At 33.9% G+C, this 16,858-nt stretch carries 17 protein-coding genes; 13 read left to right on the top strand and 4 right to left on the bottom strand.

Features of this window, described 5'->3' with window-relative positions; translation table 11 throughout:
* Positions 1 to 58 precede the first annotated feature (58 nt).
* From ACXAFS_RS00085 to tsaB, 12 genes are all read left to right on the top strand, one after another.
* Positions 59 to 769: a hypothetical protein gene (locus ACXAFS_RS00085; protein ID WP_475304479.1), complete on the top strand. Its 711-nt coding sequence runs from the start codon at positions 59 to 61 to the stop codon at positions 767 to 769.
* Complete coding sequence (locus ACXAFS_RS00080; RefSeq protein ID WP_475304478.1) at positions 762 to 1,511, top strand: SCO family protein; 750 nt, start codon at positions 762 to 764, stop codon at positions 1,509 to 1,511. The genes ACXAFS_RS00085 and ACXAFS_RS00080 overlap by 8 nt, the downstream gene beginning before the upstream one ends.
* 1 nt (position 1,512) lies before the next feature.
* Positions 1,513 to 2,058 (top strand): DUF420 domain-containing protein, encoded by a 546-nt coding sequence (locus tag ACXAFS_RS00075; protein WP_475304476.1) that lies wholly within the window; start codon positions 1,513 to 1,515, stop codon positions 2,056 to 2,058.
* Between the two features lie 2 nt (positions 2,059 to 2,060).
* Positions 2,061 to 2,294, top strand: a complete 234-nt coding sequence (locus ACXAFS_RS00070) for a hypothetical protein (protein ID WP_475304475.1) — start codon at positions 2,061 to 2,063, stop codon at positions 2,292 to 2,294.
* Between the two features lie 122 nt (positions 2,295 to 2,416).
* The gene (locus ACXAFS_RS00065) at positions 2,417 to 3,118 is read left to right on the top strand and encodes an ABC transporter ATP-binding protein (protein ID WP_475304474.1); all 702 of its coding nucleotides are present in this window, start codon (positions 2,417 to 2,419) and stop codon (positions 3,116 to 3,118) included.
* Complete coding sequence (locus ACXAFS_RS00060; RefSeq protein ID WP_475304472.1) at positions 3,111 to 4,355, top strand: ABC transporter permease; 1,245 nt, start codon at positions 3,111 to 3,113, stop codon at positions 4,353 to 4,355. The genes ACXAFS_RS00065 and ACXAFS_RS00060 overlap by 8 nt, the downstream gene beginning before the upstream one ends.
* Position 4,356: 1 nt before the next feature.
* Positions 4,357 to 5,616, top strand: coding sequence for an ABC transporter permease (locus ACXAFS_RS00055; protein WP_475304471.1), 1,260 nt, complete (start codon positions 4,357 to 4,359; stop codon positions 5,614 to 5,616).
* 22 nt (positions 5,617 to 5,638) lie between these two features.
* Entirely contained in the window at positions 5,639 to 6,799 is a 1,161-nt protein-coding gene (locus tag ACXAFS_RS00050) for an efflux RND transporter periplasmic adaptor subunit (protein ID WP_475304470.1), read from the top strand.
* 141 nt (positions 6,800 to 6,940) lie between these two features.
* Positions 6,941 to 8,281: a TolC family protein gene (locus tag ACXAFS_RS00045; RefSeq protein WP_475304469.1), complete on the top strand. Its 1,341-nt coding sequence runs from the start codon at positions 6,941 to 6,943 to the stop codon at positions 8,279 to 8,281.
* Positions 8,282 to 8,289: 8 nt separating this feature from the next.
* Entirely contained in the window at positions 8,290 to 9,600 is a 1,311-nt protein-coding gene (locus tag ACXAFS_RS00040) for an efflux RND transporter periplasmic adaptor subunit (RefSeq protein WP_475304468.1), read from the top strand.
* 48 nt (positions 9,601 to 9,648) lie between these two features.
* Positions 9,649 to 10,179, top strand: a complete 531-nt coding sequence (locus ACXAFS_RS00035) for a hypothetical protein (RefSeq protein WP_475304467.1) — start codon at positions 9,649 to 9,651, stop codon at positions 10,177 to 10,179.
* A gap of 9 nt (positions 10,180 to 10,188) precedes the next feature.
* Positions 10,189 to 10,860, top strand: coding sequence for a tRNA (adenosine(37)-N6)-threonylcarbamoyltransferase complex dimerization subunit type 1 TsaB (tsaB, locus tag ACXAFS_RS00030; protein WP_475304465.1), 672 nt, complete (start codon positions 10,189 to 10,191; stop codon positions 10,858 to 10,860).
* Here the strand turns inward: tsaB and ACXAFS_RS00025 are convergent.
* The 4 genes from ACXAFS_RS00025 to ACXAFS_RS00010 all read right to left on the bottom strand — a co-directional run bounded on the left by ACXAFS_RS00025 (position 10,857) and on the right by ACXAFS_RS00010 (position 13,726).
* Positions 10,857 to 11,669, bottom strand: coding sequence for a mechanosensitive ion channel family protein (locus tag ACXAFS_RS00025; RefSeq protein ID WP_475304464.1), 813 nt, complete (start codon positions 11,667 to 11,669; stop codon positions 10,857 to 10,859). The two genes, tsaB and ACXAFS_RS00025, sit on opposite strands and share 4 nt — an antisense overlap.
* A 72-nt stretch (positions 11,670 to 11,741) precedes the next feature.
* Positions 11,742 to 11,942: a dodecin family protein gene (locus ACXAFS_RS00020; RefSeq protein ID WP_138432236.1), complete on the bottom strand. Its 201-nt coding sequence runs from the start codon at positions 11,940 to 11,942 to the stop codon at positions 11,742 to 11,744.
* 113 nt (positions 11,943 to 12,055) lie between these two features.
* Complete coding sequence (locus ACXAFS_RS00015) at positions 12,056 to 12,763, bottom strand: hypothetical protein (protein ID WP_475304463.1); 708 nt, start codon at positions 12,761 to 12,763, stop codon at positions 12,056 to 12,058.
* A gap of 60 nt (positions 12,764 to 12,823) precedes the next feature.
* Positions 12,824 to 13,726, bottom strand: coding sequence for a NifU family protein (locus ACXAFS_RS00010; RefSeq protein WP_475304462.1), 903 nt, complete (start codon positions 13,724 to 13,726; stop codon positions 12,824 to 12,826).
* 184 nt (positions 13,727 to 13,910) lie between these two features.
* Between ACXAFS_RS00010 and ACXAFS_RS00005 the strand changes: the two genes are divergently transcribed.
* On the top strand, positions 13,911 to 16,858 hold a 2,948-nt coding region (locus ACXAFS_RS00005; protein WP_475304460.1), incomplete at its 3' end, for a choice-of-anchor L domain-containing protein.

Genomic DNA, 16,858 nt, shown 5'->3' with positions numbered 1-16,858 from the left:
TTGAGTTAAATGATATTAAAAGGTGGTTTTTCTAAACCACCTTTTTTATTTTTGCAATATGGAATTAAGTAGCAAAAAACGCAATATTGTCTTAAGTATTTTATTCTTTCTGCCTGTAGCATTTATACTTGTAATGTTGCTTTCTAAAGATAATTATAATCCTTTAGATATTGTTAAGGAAGGTGTTGTAGAATTACCTGCTAATCAAGATGATTTACAGTTAAAAGACCATATAACAATTCTTTCGTTCTTAGGGAAAAAGCCCATGGAAAATTCCACAGCTGCTTTTAATTTAAAAGAGTTGGTCTATGATAGAAGTAAAGGATTTAAGACGTTTCAGGTAGTAATGTTATTGCCTTACGAAGCAAAAACTGAAGCCGAAGCCTTACTTAAGGAAATCAAATCATACGAAGATTTACGCTTTTGGCATTTAGTTTATGCAGACGATTCAGATATTAAACATGTGTTTAATAGTTTAAAAACAGAAAAGGGTTTAGATGCTAATCTCTCTACTAGTATGGTTTTTATTGTTGATAGAGATTTAAACCAAAGAGGACGATTAGATGATAGAACGGAAAAAGAGATTGAAGATAATAAACCACTTTATAGTTTGTATAGCTATGATTGTGTAGAAGTAGCAGAACTTAAAAACAAAATGGCTGCAGAAGATATGCGTGTGTTGTTTAAAGAGTATAGAGATAAGCGCAAAGGTGATTTTGACCAGTCTAGTCAAAGAAGAAGCAAAGATTTAAAACAAACCAATGAGTAGCAAAACCAATTATTCATACGTAGGTATAGCTTTTATCATTTTAGTTTTTGGTATCATATTTATTCCAAAAATCATTAGTAGAATTAATAATGATGACATTACTAGAGATGAAAGTAGAAGCGAAAACGTTTCTAACAATACAAAAGGAACAAAAAGTGATTTAGCTTATCTAAACATTGGTGATAAGCCAAAAAAGATACCTGCCTTTAGTTTTACAGATCAAAATGGTAATACTATTACTAATGAAGATTATTTGGGTAAGGTGTACGTTGTAGAGTTCTTTTTTACTACCTGTCCAACAATATGTCCAATAATGAATCGTAATTTGGTGAGTGTTCAAAATCATTTTGAAGATTTTGAAAACTTTGGTGTAGCCTCATTCACAATAAATCCAGAAATTGATACACCAGAAGTTTTGAAAGCTTATGCCGATGCTTACGGAATTAATAATCCTAATTGGCATTTAATGACTGGTGAAGAAGATGCTATTTATAAATTGGCTAACGAAGGTTTCAATTTATACACAGCAAAAGACGATACTGTAGAAGGAGGATTTGAACATTCAGGTAATTTTGCCTTAATAGATAAAGAAGGATATATACGCTCTAGAAGAGATAATTTCGGGAATCCTTTAATATTTTATAATGGCCTAATCTCTGAAGAGGATGGTGTTGATGATGAGGGGATTCCTCAAGAAATAACAATTTTAAAAGAAGATATTGCTAAACTATTGAAAGAATAATATGAGTACTGTTGATTTAGAAAAAGAAAGAAAATATAATAAATGGATTGTTGTGCTATCAGTGGTAATTCCTGTTGCAGTAGCAGCACTTTTTGGTATTAATCTAAGAGAGCTAGGTTTTGATGTAGAGCCTTTAACAATGTTACCTCCAATTTATGCAACTATTAATGGGTTAACAGCAATAGTTCTAATCGTCGCTGTAGTGGCAATTAAAAATAAAAAAAGAACCTTGCACGAAAACCTAATGAAGTTTGCAATTGCACTATCGGTAATGTTTTTAGTAATGTATGTGGCTTATCACATGACGAGTGACTCTACAAAATTCGGTGGTGAAGGTGCTTTTAAATATATTTACTATTTCATTCTTATAACTCACATCTTACTTTCGGTTGTAATTATACCTTTTGTACTAGTTACTTATGTAAGGGCAATAACTAACAACATTGAACGCCATAAAAAAATAGCCAAAATAACATTTCCATTATGGCTCTATGTTGCAGTAACTGGAGTTATAGTATATTTTATGATTTCTCCTTATTACGTATAAAAATGAAACAGAAAGTCATCTTTTTTTTATTAGCTCTTTTTTTAGCTGTAAAGACAAATGCACAGTGCGCTATGTGTAGAGCAGTGCTAGAAAGTGGAGATGATCAATCTGCAGCCGCAGGTATTAATGATGGTATTATGTTTCTAATGGCTGTGCCATATATTCTAGTTGCAGTTATAGGTTTTTTTGTATATCGAACTTTCAACAATTCAAAAAAATCAAAAAAAACAGTTTAGGAGCTGTAACAAATCTCTTTTTTTTTAGTCTTAATCATAGGGTTTTAAGCTAAGTCTTAACAGTTTGTTGGCACAAAAGCCATTGAGATTTTCTTAAACTTGTATGAGTTAACCAACCAATTATGATTCAGATTAAAGATTTACATAAGTCTTACCATATGGGAAGCAATTCGCTTCACGTTTTAAAAGGAATAAATTTTAATGTAAGCGAAGGAGAACTTGTTTCAATAATGGGTTCTTCAGGCTCTGGTAAATCTACTTTATTGAACATTTTGGGAATGTTAGATGAAGCTGATTCTGGTCAATACATTCTAGATGGAGTTCCCATCAAAAATCTCAACGAAAAAATAGCTGCAAAATATAGAAACGAGTTTTTAGGATTCATCTTTCAATCCTTTAATCTTATCAATTATAAAAGTGCTTTAGATAACGTTTCAATGCCATTGTATTACAAGGGCATAAAACGAAAAGAGCGTACAGATAAAGCAATGCATTACCTTGAAAAAGTTGGTCTTGCAGAATGGTCTCACCATTTACCTAGTGAATTATCTGGTGGACAAAAGCAACGTGTTGCTATTGCCAGGGCATTAGCAAGCGACCCTAAGGTGTTACTAGCCGATGAGCCTACAGGTGCATTGGATACAAAAACATCTTACGAGGTTATGGATCTTATTCAAGGGATTAATGATGAAGGTAAGACTATTTTAGTCGTTACGCACGAGCACGATATTGCGCAAATGACTAAGCGTATCGTCAATCTTAAAGACGGAATTATTATAGACGATAGTAAAGTTGAACAAGTAAGAGCTTCAGCACATGTTTGATTTAGAACGCTGGCAAGAAATATTCGAAACCTTACGAAAGAATAAACTTCGTACATTCTTAACTGGTCTATCCGTAGCTTCAGGTATTTTTATTTTAGTGATTCTTTTAGGCTTTAGCAAAGGGTTAGAAAATGGTGTGAAATCACAGTTCGAAAGAGATGCAACTAATCTTATTACGGTTTGGACAGGTGTTACCACAAAAGGATATAAAGGACTCAATCCAGGACGTTATATTCAAATGAAAAATGAAAATTTCGATTTCATTTCTCAGAAATACAAAGACAATATCGAACATGAAACAGCCCTTTATTCTATTTGGGGAGCAGATATTACATATAAAAACGAAAATGTAAGATATCAGGTAAGAGGAGCAATGCCAGGTCATCAGTTTATTGAAAACGCTGACATGGAGACAGGACGATTTATCAACGAAACTGATTTAGAAGAAACGAGAAAGGTTGCTGTAATTGGTAAAAAATTAAGGCAAGATTTATTTAAGGATGAAGATCCAATAAACAAAGATATTAAAATCTTCGGTATAAGTTTTAAAGTTGTTGGTGTATTCATAGATCCAGGTGGTGAGCGCGAAGAACAGCAAGCTTACATTCCTTTGTCTACGTCTCAAAAAGTTTTTGGTGCTGGTGATGATATTAGAAATATACTTGTTACAGTTAAAATGTCTGATAACTTTGAAGAAGCAGTTCAGTTGTCTAATAACATGTCAGACGCTATTGAAAGTGAGCTTAAACAAATTCATACAGTAGCACCAGATGATACTAGTGCAGTACGTGTTTTTAATACGTTAGAGGAAGCCAAAAAAATATATTCTTTAATTGATACTATACAATTTGTGTTCTGGATTATTGGTGTACTTACTATAATCGCAGGAGTTGTTGGTGTTGGTAATATTATGCTCATTATAGTTAAAGAACGTACCAAAGAAATAGGTATAAGAAAAGCTTTAGGAGCTCTGCCACTTTCTATAATTGGTATGATTTTGCAAGAAGCCATATTTGTAACCATGTTTGCTGGTTTGTTTGGTCTTATCTTCGGATTGGGTCTTCTAGAACTAGTTGGTCCACAAATCGAACACGATTTTATAAAATATCCACAGGTAGATTTTAATATTGCTTTAAGTGCTGTTTTTGTACTTGTGTTTGCAGGTGCTATCGCTGGATTTTTCCCAGCCTATAGAGCTGCTAAAATTAAACCTATTGTAGCATTAAGAGACGAATAGTATGTTTAATAAAGAACGTTGGAGTGAAATATTAGAAGCGTTAAACGCTAATAAGTTAAGAACAGCCTTAACTGCATTTGGTGTGGCTTGGGGAATTTTCGTTCTGGTAATTTTATTAGCCTTAACCAACGGACTTAAAAATGGTGTCACTGCAGATTTTGGTGACTTTGCTACTAACTCTATGTTCATGTGGACACAAGGTACATCTAAGCCTTACAAAGGATTGCCAAAAGGACGTTATTTTAACTATAGAATAGATGATGTAGCTGCAATAAAAAGTCAAATTCCAAATTTAAAATATGTGTCGCCTCGTAATCAATTAGGTGGCTTTAGAGGGAGTAATAACGTTATAAGAGGAACAAAAACAGGCGCTTTTGAAATTTATGGTGATTACCCAGAGTATATTAACCAACAGCCTATGGATATTCTTCAAGGACGTTTTGTTACCTATTCAGACATTAATGAAAAACGAAAAACCTGTGTTATAGGTACAGGAGTTGTGAAAGGATTATATGATTTGGACGAAGATCCTATAGGTACTTACATTAAAATTAATGGTGTAAATTTCATGGTCGTTGGTACTTTTAAAATGAGTAATAGCCAAGGCGATCAGGAAGAAGAAGCAAACACTATCTACATACCATTTACAACTTTTGGTCAGGCTTTTAACAGAGGAGATAGAGTTGGTTGGATGGCAATAACTGCAAAAGATGATATTCCTATTACTTCAATAAAGCAGCAAGTTTTCGATTTAATGAAATCAAGACACAAAGTTCATCCAGAAGACGACAGAGCCATTGGCCATTTTGATTTAGCTGAAGAGTTTGGAAGAATAAGTGGTCTCTTTTCAATTTTGAGTATTGTTGGTTATTTTGTTGGTATTCTGGTACTAATGTCAGGCATCATTGGTATTAACAATATTATGCTTATTGTTGTGAAAGAGCGTACCAAAGAAATAGGAATTAGAAGAGCTTTGGGTGCATCACCATGGTCTATAAAATCGCAAATACTTCAAGAAAGTTTATTGCTAACAACATTGTCAGGTATGGTAGGTATTACATTTGCTGCGTTATTAATTTGGGGTGTAAATGCTATTTTAGATAATGTTGGGCCTACAGAAAATTTTGCAAATCCAAGTGTAGGTATGCAAGTCATATTTACTGCATTAATAATTTTAATTGTCTCTGGCCTTGCGGCTGGTTTTATACCTGCAACAAGGGCAACCAAAATGAAACCAGTTGACGCTTTGAGAATAGAATAAATTAATTATCATCAATTAACACATGAAAAGAACAAAAACATTAATTGCCTTGCTGCTTATTGTAGTACTATTTGTAGTTGCTTTATACTATCTATGGCAAAAAAATCAAGAAGATCCAGTTACCTATACAACAGAAGCGCCAACAGAAGAAACCATAGTTGTTAAGACTGTAGCAACCGGTTCTATAGTGCCAAAAGAAGAGGTTTTAATCAAGCCTAATATTTCGGGTGTTGTAGATGAAGTTTTTGTTGAAGCTGGTGAATATGTAGAACAAGGTGATTTAATTGCTCAAATTAGGGTTATACCAAATGTATCTAATCTTACAAGTGCAAAAAATAATATTGCATCTAACCAAACTGCTTTACAAACTGCCGAAATTAACTTTAAAACCCAAAAGGCAATTTATGATCGTCAAAAGGCTCTTTTTGATAAAGGTGTCATTTCTGCAAATGACTTCGACCAGGTAAACAATACATACCTTCAAGCTAAGCAGCAGGTAGAACAAGCAAGAATTAATGTGACGCAATCACGTCAAAATTATGACATTATTAAAACAGGAACCACTTCTGGTTTAGGAAATATAGCACAAACACAAGTGAGAGCAACAGTTTCGGGCATGGTGTTAGATGTGCCTGTTAAAGCTGGGAACCAAGTTATTGAAGCTAATAATTTTAACGAAGGCACATCTATTGCCTCGCTTGCAGATGTAACTAAAATGATTTTCGAAGGTAAAGTAGATGAAAGTGAAGTAGGTAAAATAAAAGAAGGATTACCCTTAGAAATTACTATTGGAGCTATTGAAGATGAAAAATTCGACGCTGTATTAGACTATATTGCACCTAAAGGTGTAGAAGAAAATGGTGCTATTCAGTTTGAAATAAAAGGAACTTTAAAGAAGATGGATTCTACATTTATAAGAGCTGGTCTAAGTGCAAATGCATCTATTATTTTAGAAAAGGCTGAAAAGGTTTTAGCAATTAAAGAAGCATTGGTGCAGTATGATGAAGAAACTAAAAAACCATATGTAGAAGTTGAGGTAGGTGATCAAAAATTTGAACGTAAGGATTTAGAATTAGGCATTGGAGATGGTATTTTTGTTGAGGTTAAGAACGGAATTACAAAAGACGATAAAATTAAAGTTTGGAATCCCGTTCAAGGTGTTCAGAAATTCGCTGGACAATAATTTTAACATTTAGTGTAACACATTAGAATTTATATAGACATATAGGCATCATGAAATGAACCAAAGAAAAGTCTTAACAAGGTTTTGAGATTTGAAATGGTGAATTCCATCTGTCGATTAAAATAATAATAGCAACAACAGATGAAAAAATCAATCATAGTAATACTAATGCTTTTTGTGGCTTTGGGCCAAGCACAGAATAAAAAGTGGACACTTTTAGAGTGTGTTAATTATGCATTAGAGAATAACATCTCTATTAAGCAAAGCGAGTTAGATACAAACCTAGCAGATATTGCTAAAAAAGATGCTATCGGTAATTTTTTACCATCACTTAATGCTAATGGTAGCTTTGGACAAAATACAGGTGCCAACATTAACCCAGCAACCAACCAATTTGAGAACAATACTTTTGAGTCTGCTAATGGTTCTATTAGTTCAGGTATTAATATTTTTAATGGTCTAGCCAATTGGAAAACATTACAAAGAGCTAAACTTAATCAAGTAGCTTCTCAGTATGGATTAGACAAAATGAAGGATGACATATCGCTGATGGTTGCAAATTCATTCTTACAAATACTTGCTAACAGAGAACAATTACGCGTATTAAAAGCTCAAAACGAAGTAACTAAAGAGAATATCAATAACACACAAGACTTAGTTGATGCAGGTGTTCTGCCAAGAGGTGATTTATTAGAGATACAAGCTACAAACGCTACTCAAGAGCAACAAATTATTAACGCAGAAAACGCTTTATTTATTTCAAAATTAGGTTTGGCGCAAACACTGCAACTTAAGGATTATCTAAATTTTGATATCGTAGATGTAGATTATGGTTTGGTTGCTGCTGATATTTTAGATAGAACACCTTCAGAAATTGCCGAAAAAGCAAAGGAAGAAGTAAACAATGTATTAATAGCTAAAGCTAATTTAGAAGTTGCTGAGAAAGATTTAGAAGTTACGAGAGCAGGTTATTTTCCAACCTTATCTGGTTTTGTACAGTATAATACACGTTGGGCAAGTTCTCAAACTAATCCGTTTACAGGTGAAGATATTCCATTTATAGATCAATTATATCTTTTTGATGGTACTTCTCTTGGACTTCAACTTAGAATTCCGATTTTTAACGGATTCAGTGTTAGAAACAATGTTCAAAGAAGTAAAGTTGCTATTGAGCGTCAAAAATTCCAATTAGAACAAACGGAGTTAGATTTAGAGTCTACAGTATATCAGGCTTATAATGATGCTAAAAACTCTAAAAAATCTTATGAAGCGGCACTAAAAACTGAAGAAGCTCGTCGCTTAGCTTTTGAGTATGCTAAAGAGCGTTACGATGTAGGTTTATCTAATTCATTCGATTTTAACCAATCGAGAGCAGCTTATGAAAATGCACAATCAGATGTGGTAAGAACAAAATATGATTATATTTTTAGGCTTAAAATATTAGAGTTCTATTTTGGGCTTCCAATAACCGACTTAAACTAATTTAAAAAATGAGTAAAACTGTAAAGATAATCATTGGTGTATTTGTCCTACTTCTATTATTGTTAGTAGCAGGAAAATCAATGGGATTGTTTGGTAAAAAAGGAAATTTCAAGGAAGTTATAGTAAAAGAGGTTACTTTAAAAGACATAGTTGAGACTGTTTCTGCTACTGGAAAAATTCAACCAGAAGTTGAAGTAAAAATATCTTCTGAAGTATCTGGTGAAATTTTAGAATTACCATTTAAAGAAGGCCAAGAAGTTAAAAAAGGTGATTTACTGGTAAGAGTAAACCCAGATTTAATTCAATCTGCAGTAAATAGAAGTCAGGCTACATATCAAAATGTAAGAGCAAACTTAGAACAAGCAGAAGCAACCTTAAAGCAAGCGAAAGCAGATTATGATAGAAACAAAGCTTTATTTGATAAAGGTGTAATTTCTAAAGCAGATTGGGATAGAGCAATCGCCAATTACGAGACTGCTGTAGCAGGGAGAAGCTCAGCATATTACAGTGTTCAAAGTGCAGCAGCGTCTGTAAATGAAGCTAAAGATAATTTAACTAGAACAACCATTTATGCACCAATGAGTGGTACTATTTCTATGCTTAATGTTGAGTTAGGTGAGCGTGTTGTAGGTACACAGCAAATGGCAGGTACAGAGATTTTGCGTGTTGCAAACCTTAATAATATGGAAGTTGAAGTAGACGTTAACGAAAATGATATTGTTAAAGTAAATATTGGTGATTCTACTATAGTTGAAGTGGACGCATACTTAAAAAAGGAATTTAAAGGTGTTGTAACAGAAATAGCAAATTCCGCTGCAGGAAATTTAACTGCAGATCAGGTAACTAATTTTAAAGTAAAAGTTAGAATTCTTGAAGAATCTTATAAAGACCTTACAGAAGGAAAACCAGAAACGTATTCTCCTTTTAGACCTGGAATGACTGCAACGGTAGATATAATTACGCAAACCAGAAAAGATGCTATTGCAGTACCAATTAGTGCAATTGTTATAAAAACAGATACAAGCTCAACTAAAAAGCCTTATGGTAAGAAAGTAGAGATTGATGACGATGAAATTCAAAAAGAGGAAGAAAAGTTTGAATGTGTATTTATAGATGATAACGGTAAGGCTAAGCTAAGAGTTGTAAAAACGGGTATTCAAGATGATTCTAATATTGAAATTACTTCAGGATTATCTAAAGACGATAAGATTATTACTGGTCCATATAATATGGTTTCTAAAACATTAAAGCCTGGAGATATGATTGAGGCTAAGAATAAAAAGAAATCTGATGAGTCAGAAGAAACTGACAATGATTAATTTTTGTAGTTTTGTGACCATTCAATATAAATCAGAAATAATTTAATTATGTTAAAAAATTTATTCGCGTTTGCTTTTATAGCAACTTTAGTATTCTCATGTAGTTCAGATGATAGTGATGGCGGAGGAAGTAATTGTCCAGACTTAATCAACCAGACTGCTCAAGGAGATTTTAGAGGGGAGAGTTTCGTATCACCTGGTGGAACTTATATATTAGCACCTGGTGGAAACAACGGCTACACTTGTACTATTTACGTAGAAAATAGAACTGACGGAGATTGTGTATTCCCAATTTTTGGAAACGATGCTGACCCTCAGGATTCTATAAAGTTTCCAATAGACGATTTAAGCCTTCAGACTTACACTTTTTCTGATACAGGTGGTGATGCTATTAATTTTAATAGATCAGCTGTAGAAAATAATGTACCAGTTACCACTGTAGAACTAGCAGTATGTGGCACTGTAACTATTACAGAACATGATACTGATGCAGATACTTTAACAGGAACTATAACTGCTGTTGGTCAGGATGGTAGTGAGATTAACGGTACATTTATCTTAGACCTTTGTGTATTTTAAATATTTGAATTGGCTACTATTCTAAATATAGAAACAGCAACAACTAATTGTTCAGTCTCTCTATCTAAAGATGGAGAGACTTTAGTTTTAAAGGAAGACAATAGTTCTGGTTATTCACATGCAGAAACCTTGCATGTATTTATAAAAAACGTTTTTGAAGAAGCAAAAATTAAAACATCGGAAATTGATGCAGTAGCTGTTAGTAAAGGACCTGGTTCCTATACTGGTTTACGCATAGGAGTATCTACTGCAAAAGGATTGTGCTACGCGTTAAATAAACCGTTGATTTCTATTTCAACATTAGAGAGTTTATCGCATCAAGTTATAATAGAAGATGGACTTATTATACCTATGTTAGATGCACGTCGTATGGAAGTGTATTCGGCTATTTACAATCATAACTATAAATTGATAAGAGAGATTAAAGCCGAGGTTTTAACTGAAGAAAGTTTTGCAGACTTGTTAGAGGAAGGCAAGGTCTATTTTGTGGGAAATGGTGTGGACAAAACAAGTCAGCTTATACAACACCCAAATGCAATTTTTATTAAAGGTAGATTGCCCTCAGCAAATGAGATGGGATTGCTTTCTGATCTCAAACATAAAAAAAGCGACATCGAAGATGTCGCCTATTTTGAACCTTATTATTTAAAGGATTTTGTTGCCATAAAAAAGAAGGTTTAACCTTGCTTTTGTATCTCTACAGAGTGAGGGTAAGGTATCTCTATACCAGCAGCATCTAATGCTTCTTTAGCATTTTCAGTAACATCAAAGTATACATCCCAATAATGTTCTGTTTTGCACCATGGCCTTACAGCAAAGTTAACGGAGCTGTCTGCAAGTTCTATTACTGTTACTGCTGGAGCAGGTTCTTTTAAAATTTTTGGGTGAGAGGTAAGAACATTCATTAACACTTCTTTGGTTTGTTTAATGTCTGCATCATAGCTTACACCAAATACTAAGTCTACACGTCTTGTACCTTCAGTAGTGTAATTAATAATGTTACCATTAGAAAGCGCACCATTTGGAATTATTATTTCTCGGTTAGAAAGGCCTGTTAGTTTGGTAGTAAAGATTTCAATTTCTTTTACAACACCAATTTCGCCTTGCGCTTCAATAAGATCACCAATCTTAAAGGGCTTAAAAATCATAATTAAAACACCACCTGCAAAATTACCAAGAGATCCTTGTAGTGCCATACCAACAGCTAAACCAGCTGCTGCTAAAACGGCTGCAAATGATGTCGTTTCTACACCAACAGTGCCAAGTACTACGAGAATTAAAACAATTTTAAAAATCCAGCTAATAAGGTTCAGTAAAAACTTTTTTAAGCTGTCATCATAGTTCGCTTTAGTCATGGCCTTTTTGATGCCTTTCATTGTCATTTTAATAATCCAGCTACCAATAATCCATATCAGAATTGCAGCTAAAACCTTTGGTGCAAATTCTATAATTAGATTGTAGCCTTCATCTATCCATTTTTGTGTTTCCATATTGATTAATTTTTACTGAATAAAAAAACTCGGCTTTAAAAAACCGAGTAAATTTAAAATATTGATTTATAATTATTTAACTTCAAATGTCAACTTTAAGTTAACTCTAAATTCAGTAACGTCATCGCCTTTTACAATGGCGCTTTGGTCTTGTACATATACAGAACGAATGTTCTTTACAGTTTTAGATGCTTCTTTTACAGCTTTTTTAGTTGCATCCTCCCAACTTTTATCTGAATTAGATAATACTTCAATTACTTTTAATACTGCCATAATATATTGTTTTATAAGGTTAATATTTTTTAGAAACTTTTGTGGGTGAAAAGTCACATAAAATTTAAGAAATAAAAGCTGAAATAACTAATCTTTAATAATAATAAAAAATACTATAAAATTGTAGACAAATAATCAATAATTTTAATAAGGTCAATTTCATTTCTTGGGTTAAGTTTATTCTGCTTGAGATATGTCTTAAGTTTTGTTTCGTGGTTAGAGAAGAATTTTAAAAACTGTTTTTTCTTCGTAGGGATAGTTTTTATTTCATCATTAATTTTAACAAAGTATACATCGTCAATTCTGTTATAACTTGCTGGTTTTTCTTTACTATAAGTAGAAGTAGCCTCTTCTTTTTCGTGATATTCAACATGTTCCTCCTTATATAAGCTACATTTTTCGTTTTCAGTAAGCACAACTAAAAAACGACTTACCGTGTTGCTAAAATCATTAACATAGCTAAATGATTTGTATGTTTTATTACTAGTTATAAATTTAACTTCGTAATCTACGTCAGCATCTAAAGCTAATATTTTATCGTCGTTAGATTTTATTTGCATTTCGTGTGTAAAGGCATTGTACCTGGCTTTGTATATAGAGTCATTCATTTGACTAATTTTTACCAGTTCAAAATCTTCGTTAATAAAGGGGGAACCTTTTATTTTTTCTTCAGCGTCTTCATCAAAACGTGCCATATGCGTTCTAATGTCATTAATCATAACATTTGTTGTGCGATTTGTGTTGATTTGCTGTGCGTTCGTAGAATAGGCTATAAGGCCTAGTAGCAAACTTTTTGTGAAATAAGTAATTCGTAATGTCATGGTTTCGTTTTTTGTTAATATTTTAACAAATATTGTGCCGAAACCATTAATTAATTTTCCTTAACCATTTATTGCATTGACAGTAATAGAAGAATCGTTCAACATTTCTCTTAACATATTTTCAATCCCGTTTTTTAATGTAAAAGTCGATGATGGGCAACCACTACAAGCGCCTTGTAATAGTACTTCAACTCTTTTTGTTTGTTCATTGTAAGATCTAAACTCAATATTTCCACCATCACTTGCAACAGCAGGTTTTACATATTCCTCTAGGATATTTACTATGTTTTTAGAAGTGTCATCAAGCGCCTCAAATTTTTGTTCTATTGCTGCTTCTGTTTTATTAAGTTGTTTTGGAGCATCATCATTAAGAATAGTCTTACCTTCTTCTACATATGATTTAATAAATTCTCTAAGTTGTAATGTGATTTCCTCCCATTCTATAATATCAAACTTTGTAATGGAAATAAAGTTTTTTTCCATAAAAACATTTTTTACAAAAGGAAATTGAAATAATGCTGTAGCTAACGGAGATGGTTTAGCTTCTTCTATAGATGTAAACTCATAAATATTAGGAACTAATACTTTGTTGCAAACAAACTTTAAAACACTTGGGTTGGGTGTGCTCTCTGCATAAACGGTAACTGCAGCTTTTGGTTTTATAGCGTCGTCAGTAATGATAATACCATCATTAGAAAGATAATCTTCAATTTGAGTAGCAACTTCTTCTTGAACATCACTCCACTCTACAATATTATATCGTTCAATAGCGACAAAATTTGAAGCTATATATACTTTCTTAACAAATGGTAAGTAAAATAATTGTTGTGCTAAAGGAGAGTCTTTGGCATCATCTATATTGTTAAATTCAAAGCTATTGTGATTAGTTAAAAATCGGTCGGCTTCAAATTTTAATATGGTCTCATTAGAGGTAGGTACGATTGTTATTTTTGTCTTTGGCATTCTTTTTTCTGCAAAAATATGAAATATCAACATCAAACGTTAATCCTATATATGATGTTTTGTAACTAATTTCTTAAGTCAATTCATTTTATTTGATTAAATTTCGTCCTCATTTATAAAAACAAGATCTTAAATGTTAATTCGTAACGTTTATTGAAGGTTTTTAAATGAATCCTGACTAACTATGAAAAAGATAATATTTGTAACAGCTCTGCTAATTTCTGCTCTTGGGTTTTCTCAAGATCTTTCTATGCAAGAAGGAACGTTTACGCGTTGTGCACCAGATAAATTTTTTGATTCTGGTGGTGAATTTGGAAATTATGGAAATGACGAAAATTTTACAACCACAATCTGCCCTCCCAACGTAGATGAGTTTATAATACTAGATTTTACTGAGTTTAATACACAAGTTAATGCAGATATTCTAACCATTTATGATGGAGATGATACCACGGCAGCTGTTCTGGGAACATATTCAGGTATAGATTCACCAGGCATTATTATAGCATCAGATACTAATGCTTCAGGATGTTTAACCATAACTTTCACATCTAATGGTTCAGGTAATACAACTGGATGGGAGGCTGATATTACATGTGCAGTCTCTTGTCAGACAATCACACCACAAGTCATTAGTACTACACCTGCAGAGACATCTCCAAATGTTGTTGAGATATTACCTGGTGAGACTGTTGATTTTGTAGGGGGAGCAACTTTTTCCGTAGATGGTACAAATGCTACTTATTCTTGGGATTTTGGTGACGGTAATACAGCGACAGGTACTAATGTATCAAATACTTTTACCACTTCAGGTACTTATTTGGTTATACTTACGGTACAAGATGATAATCCTGTAGGTTGCCAAGAAAGTGTTACCTTTTTTGTTAATGTTTTACAGGCAATTGTTTCAGTTAATAATAACGCATTTCCTGAATCTTCTATGTCCTTACCAGAATTGGTAGAGAACGTTTTAGTGTCGGGTGGATGCTCAGGCGTTGATAATTTTTCATTTCAGGTTAATGGTGCTCCTGGTGATATTGGAGGGAAAAGTTATGGTTATTTTACAAGAGGTGGTGCTGTTAATTTTCCATTCGAAGAAGGAATTATTATAACATCAGGTGTTGCTGCTCAGGCAGGAAACAATATTAACCCTACATTAGTTTCTAACAATAATGGTCAGGCAGGTGACGCAGATTTAGAAAATGCATTAGGGTTTGGAGCAGGTGCTACTAATGATGCAACATTTGTAAAGTTTAACTTTGTTCCAACTTCAAACGAAATTAGTTTTAGGTATTTAATGGCTTCTGAAGAGTATGATGGTTCTACTGAATGTAGTTTTGCTGATGGATTTGCATTTCTACTTAGAGAAGTAGGTACAACTGCATATACAAATTTAGCTGTTTTGCCAGATGGTACACCAGTTAATGTAACAAACATTAATAACTCGGGAACTTGTACAGACAATCCAGCTTTTTTTGAAGGATATAATATTGGTGAAACTAATTATGGAGGTAGAACAGTTGTGCTTACCGCATCGGCAACCGTAATTCCAAATACAACCTACGAAATAAAACTTGTTGCGGCCGATGAAGGTGATTCTATTTGGGATTCTGCAATCTTTTTAGAAGCTGGTAGTTTCAATTTAGGTGGTGATTTAGGTGATGATATTACAATAGCAGCAGGTACTGCCGAGTGTGGTGGTAATGCGATAACATTAGATACCGAAGCTCCCACAGCCACACATACATGGTATTATTCACCAGATTCCGATGATTTTAACGACGCCATACTTATTAACGGAGAGACAGGCCCTACGATTGATATAACAGACGAAGGGTATTATTTTGTTGAAGTTGAATTTGCTCCGGGTTGTGAAGCTTCAGATAGTATCTTTGTAGAGTTCAGGCCAAGTCCAACTGCAAATGTAGCACCTGATTTATCTGTTTGTGATGCAGATGCAACAGCAGAATTTGATTTATCAGAAAATGATGATGATGTATTGGGAAGTCAAGACCCTAATGATTTTATCATTACTTATCATCTCACCGAACAAGACGCTATCGATAATGTTGGTGCTTTACCATCTAATTATACAAACATTTCTAATCCACAGACAATATGGGTTAGAATAGCTGATGCTTCACAAGAGTGTTTTGATACTACTTCATTTCAATTATTGTTTAGTGATCTCACGATAGGAAATACAATTAGTCCATTGCAAGTTTGTGACGGAGATATAACAGACGGAATAGGAACGTTCACTCTAACCGATAGAGACGCTGAAATTATAGGAACCAACGATCCGGATGATGTTACTGTAACATATCATTTAAACCAAGCTGATGCTGAAAATAATGCATCACCCTTACCTGCTTCATACAATAATGTTACACCTAATAACCAAACCATTTATGCGCGTTTAGAAGATAATGTCAATAGCGAATGTTATGCAGTCACCACCTTAGATTTAGAAGTATTGGGTAATCCCATGGCGAATATGCCAATGGCCTTGGAAGAATGCGACGACAACACTGACGGTTTTGTAGAGTTTAGTCTAAGCGATCGCGACGCTGAGGTCATAGGTGCGCAGACGGGAGTTGTAGTGACCTACCATTCCACACAAGGTGGTGCTATCGATGGTACGGATGTACTTCCGTCACTGTACACCAATACGGTAGCCGACGCAGAAGAGGTTTACGTACGTATCGAGAACGGAGCAGGCTGCTATGACACCACGACCTTACAACTTATTGTCAATCCATTACCGACCACTGTAGCGGTGAGTCCATATGAACTTTGCGACGAGGATAATCCAGGTGACGAGTTAGAGCTGTTCGACCTAACGAGCAAGGATGCGGAGATACTGAACGGTCAGGTCAATGTATCGGTGAGCTATTATGCCGACCCAACCGATGCGGACCTTAACATGAATGCGATTACAGGAACATATGCCAATACCAGTAATCCACAGACGATTTATGCGGTACTTACCAATGACAATACGGGCTGTAGTAATCAGGTTACATTTGAGCTAGAAGTACTTCCCTTACCATCATTGGTAGTCCCAACGCCATTGGAAGTTTGCGACGACGGGACACCAGATGGGTTAACAGCGATAGATTTAAACGTTAA

It is taken from the genome of Winogradskyella sp. ABM4_392, assembly GCF_056160445.1.
The sequence above is the reverse complement of the archived record's forward strand: the minus strand, read 5'-3'. Positions and strand labels throughout refer to the sequence as shown.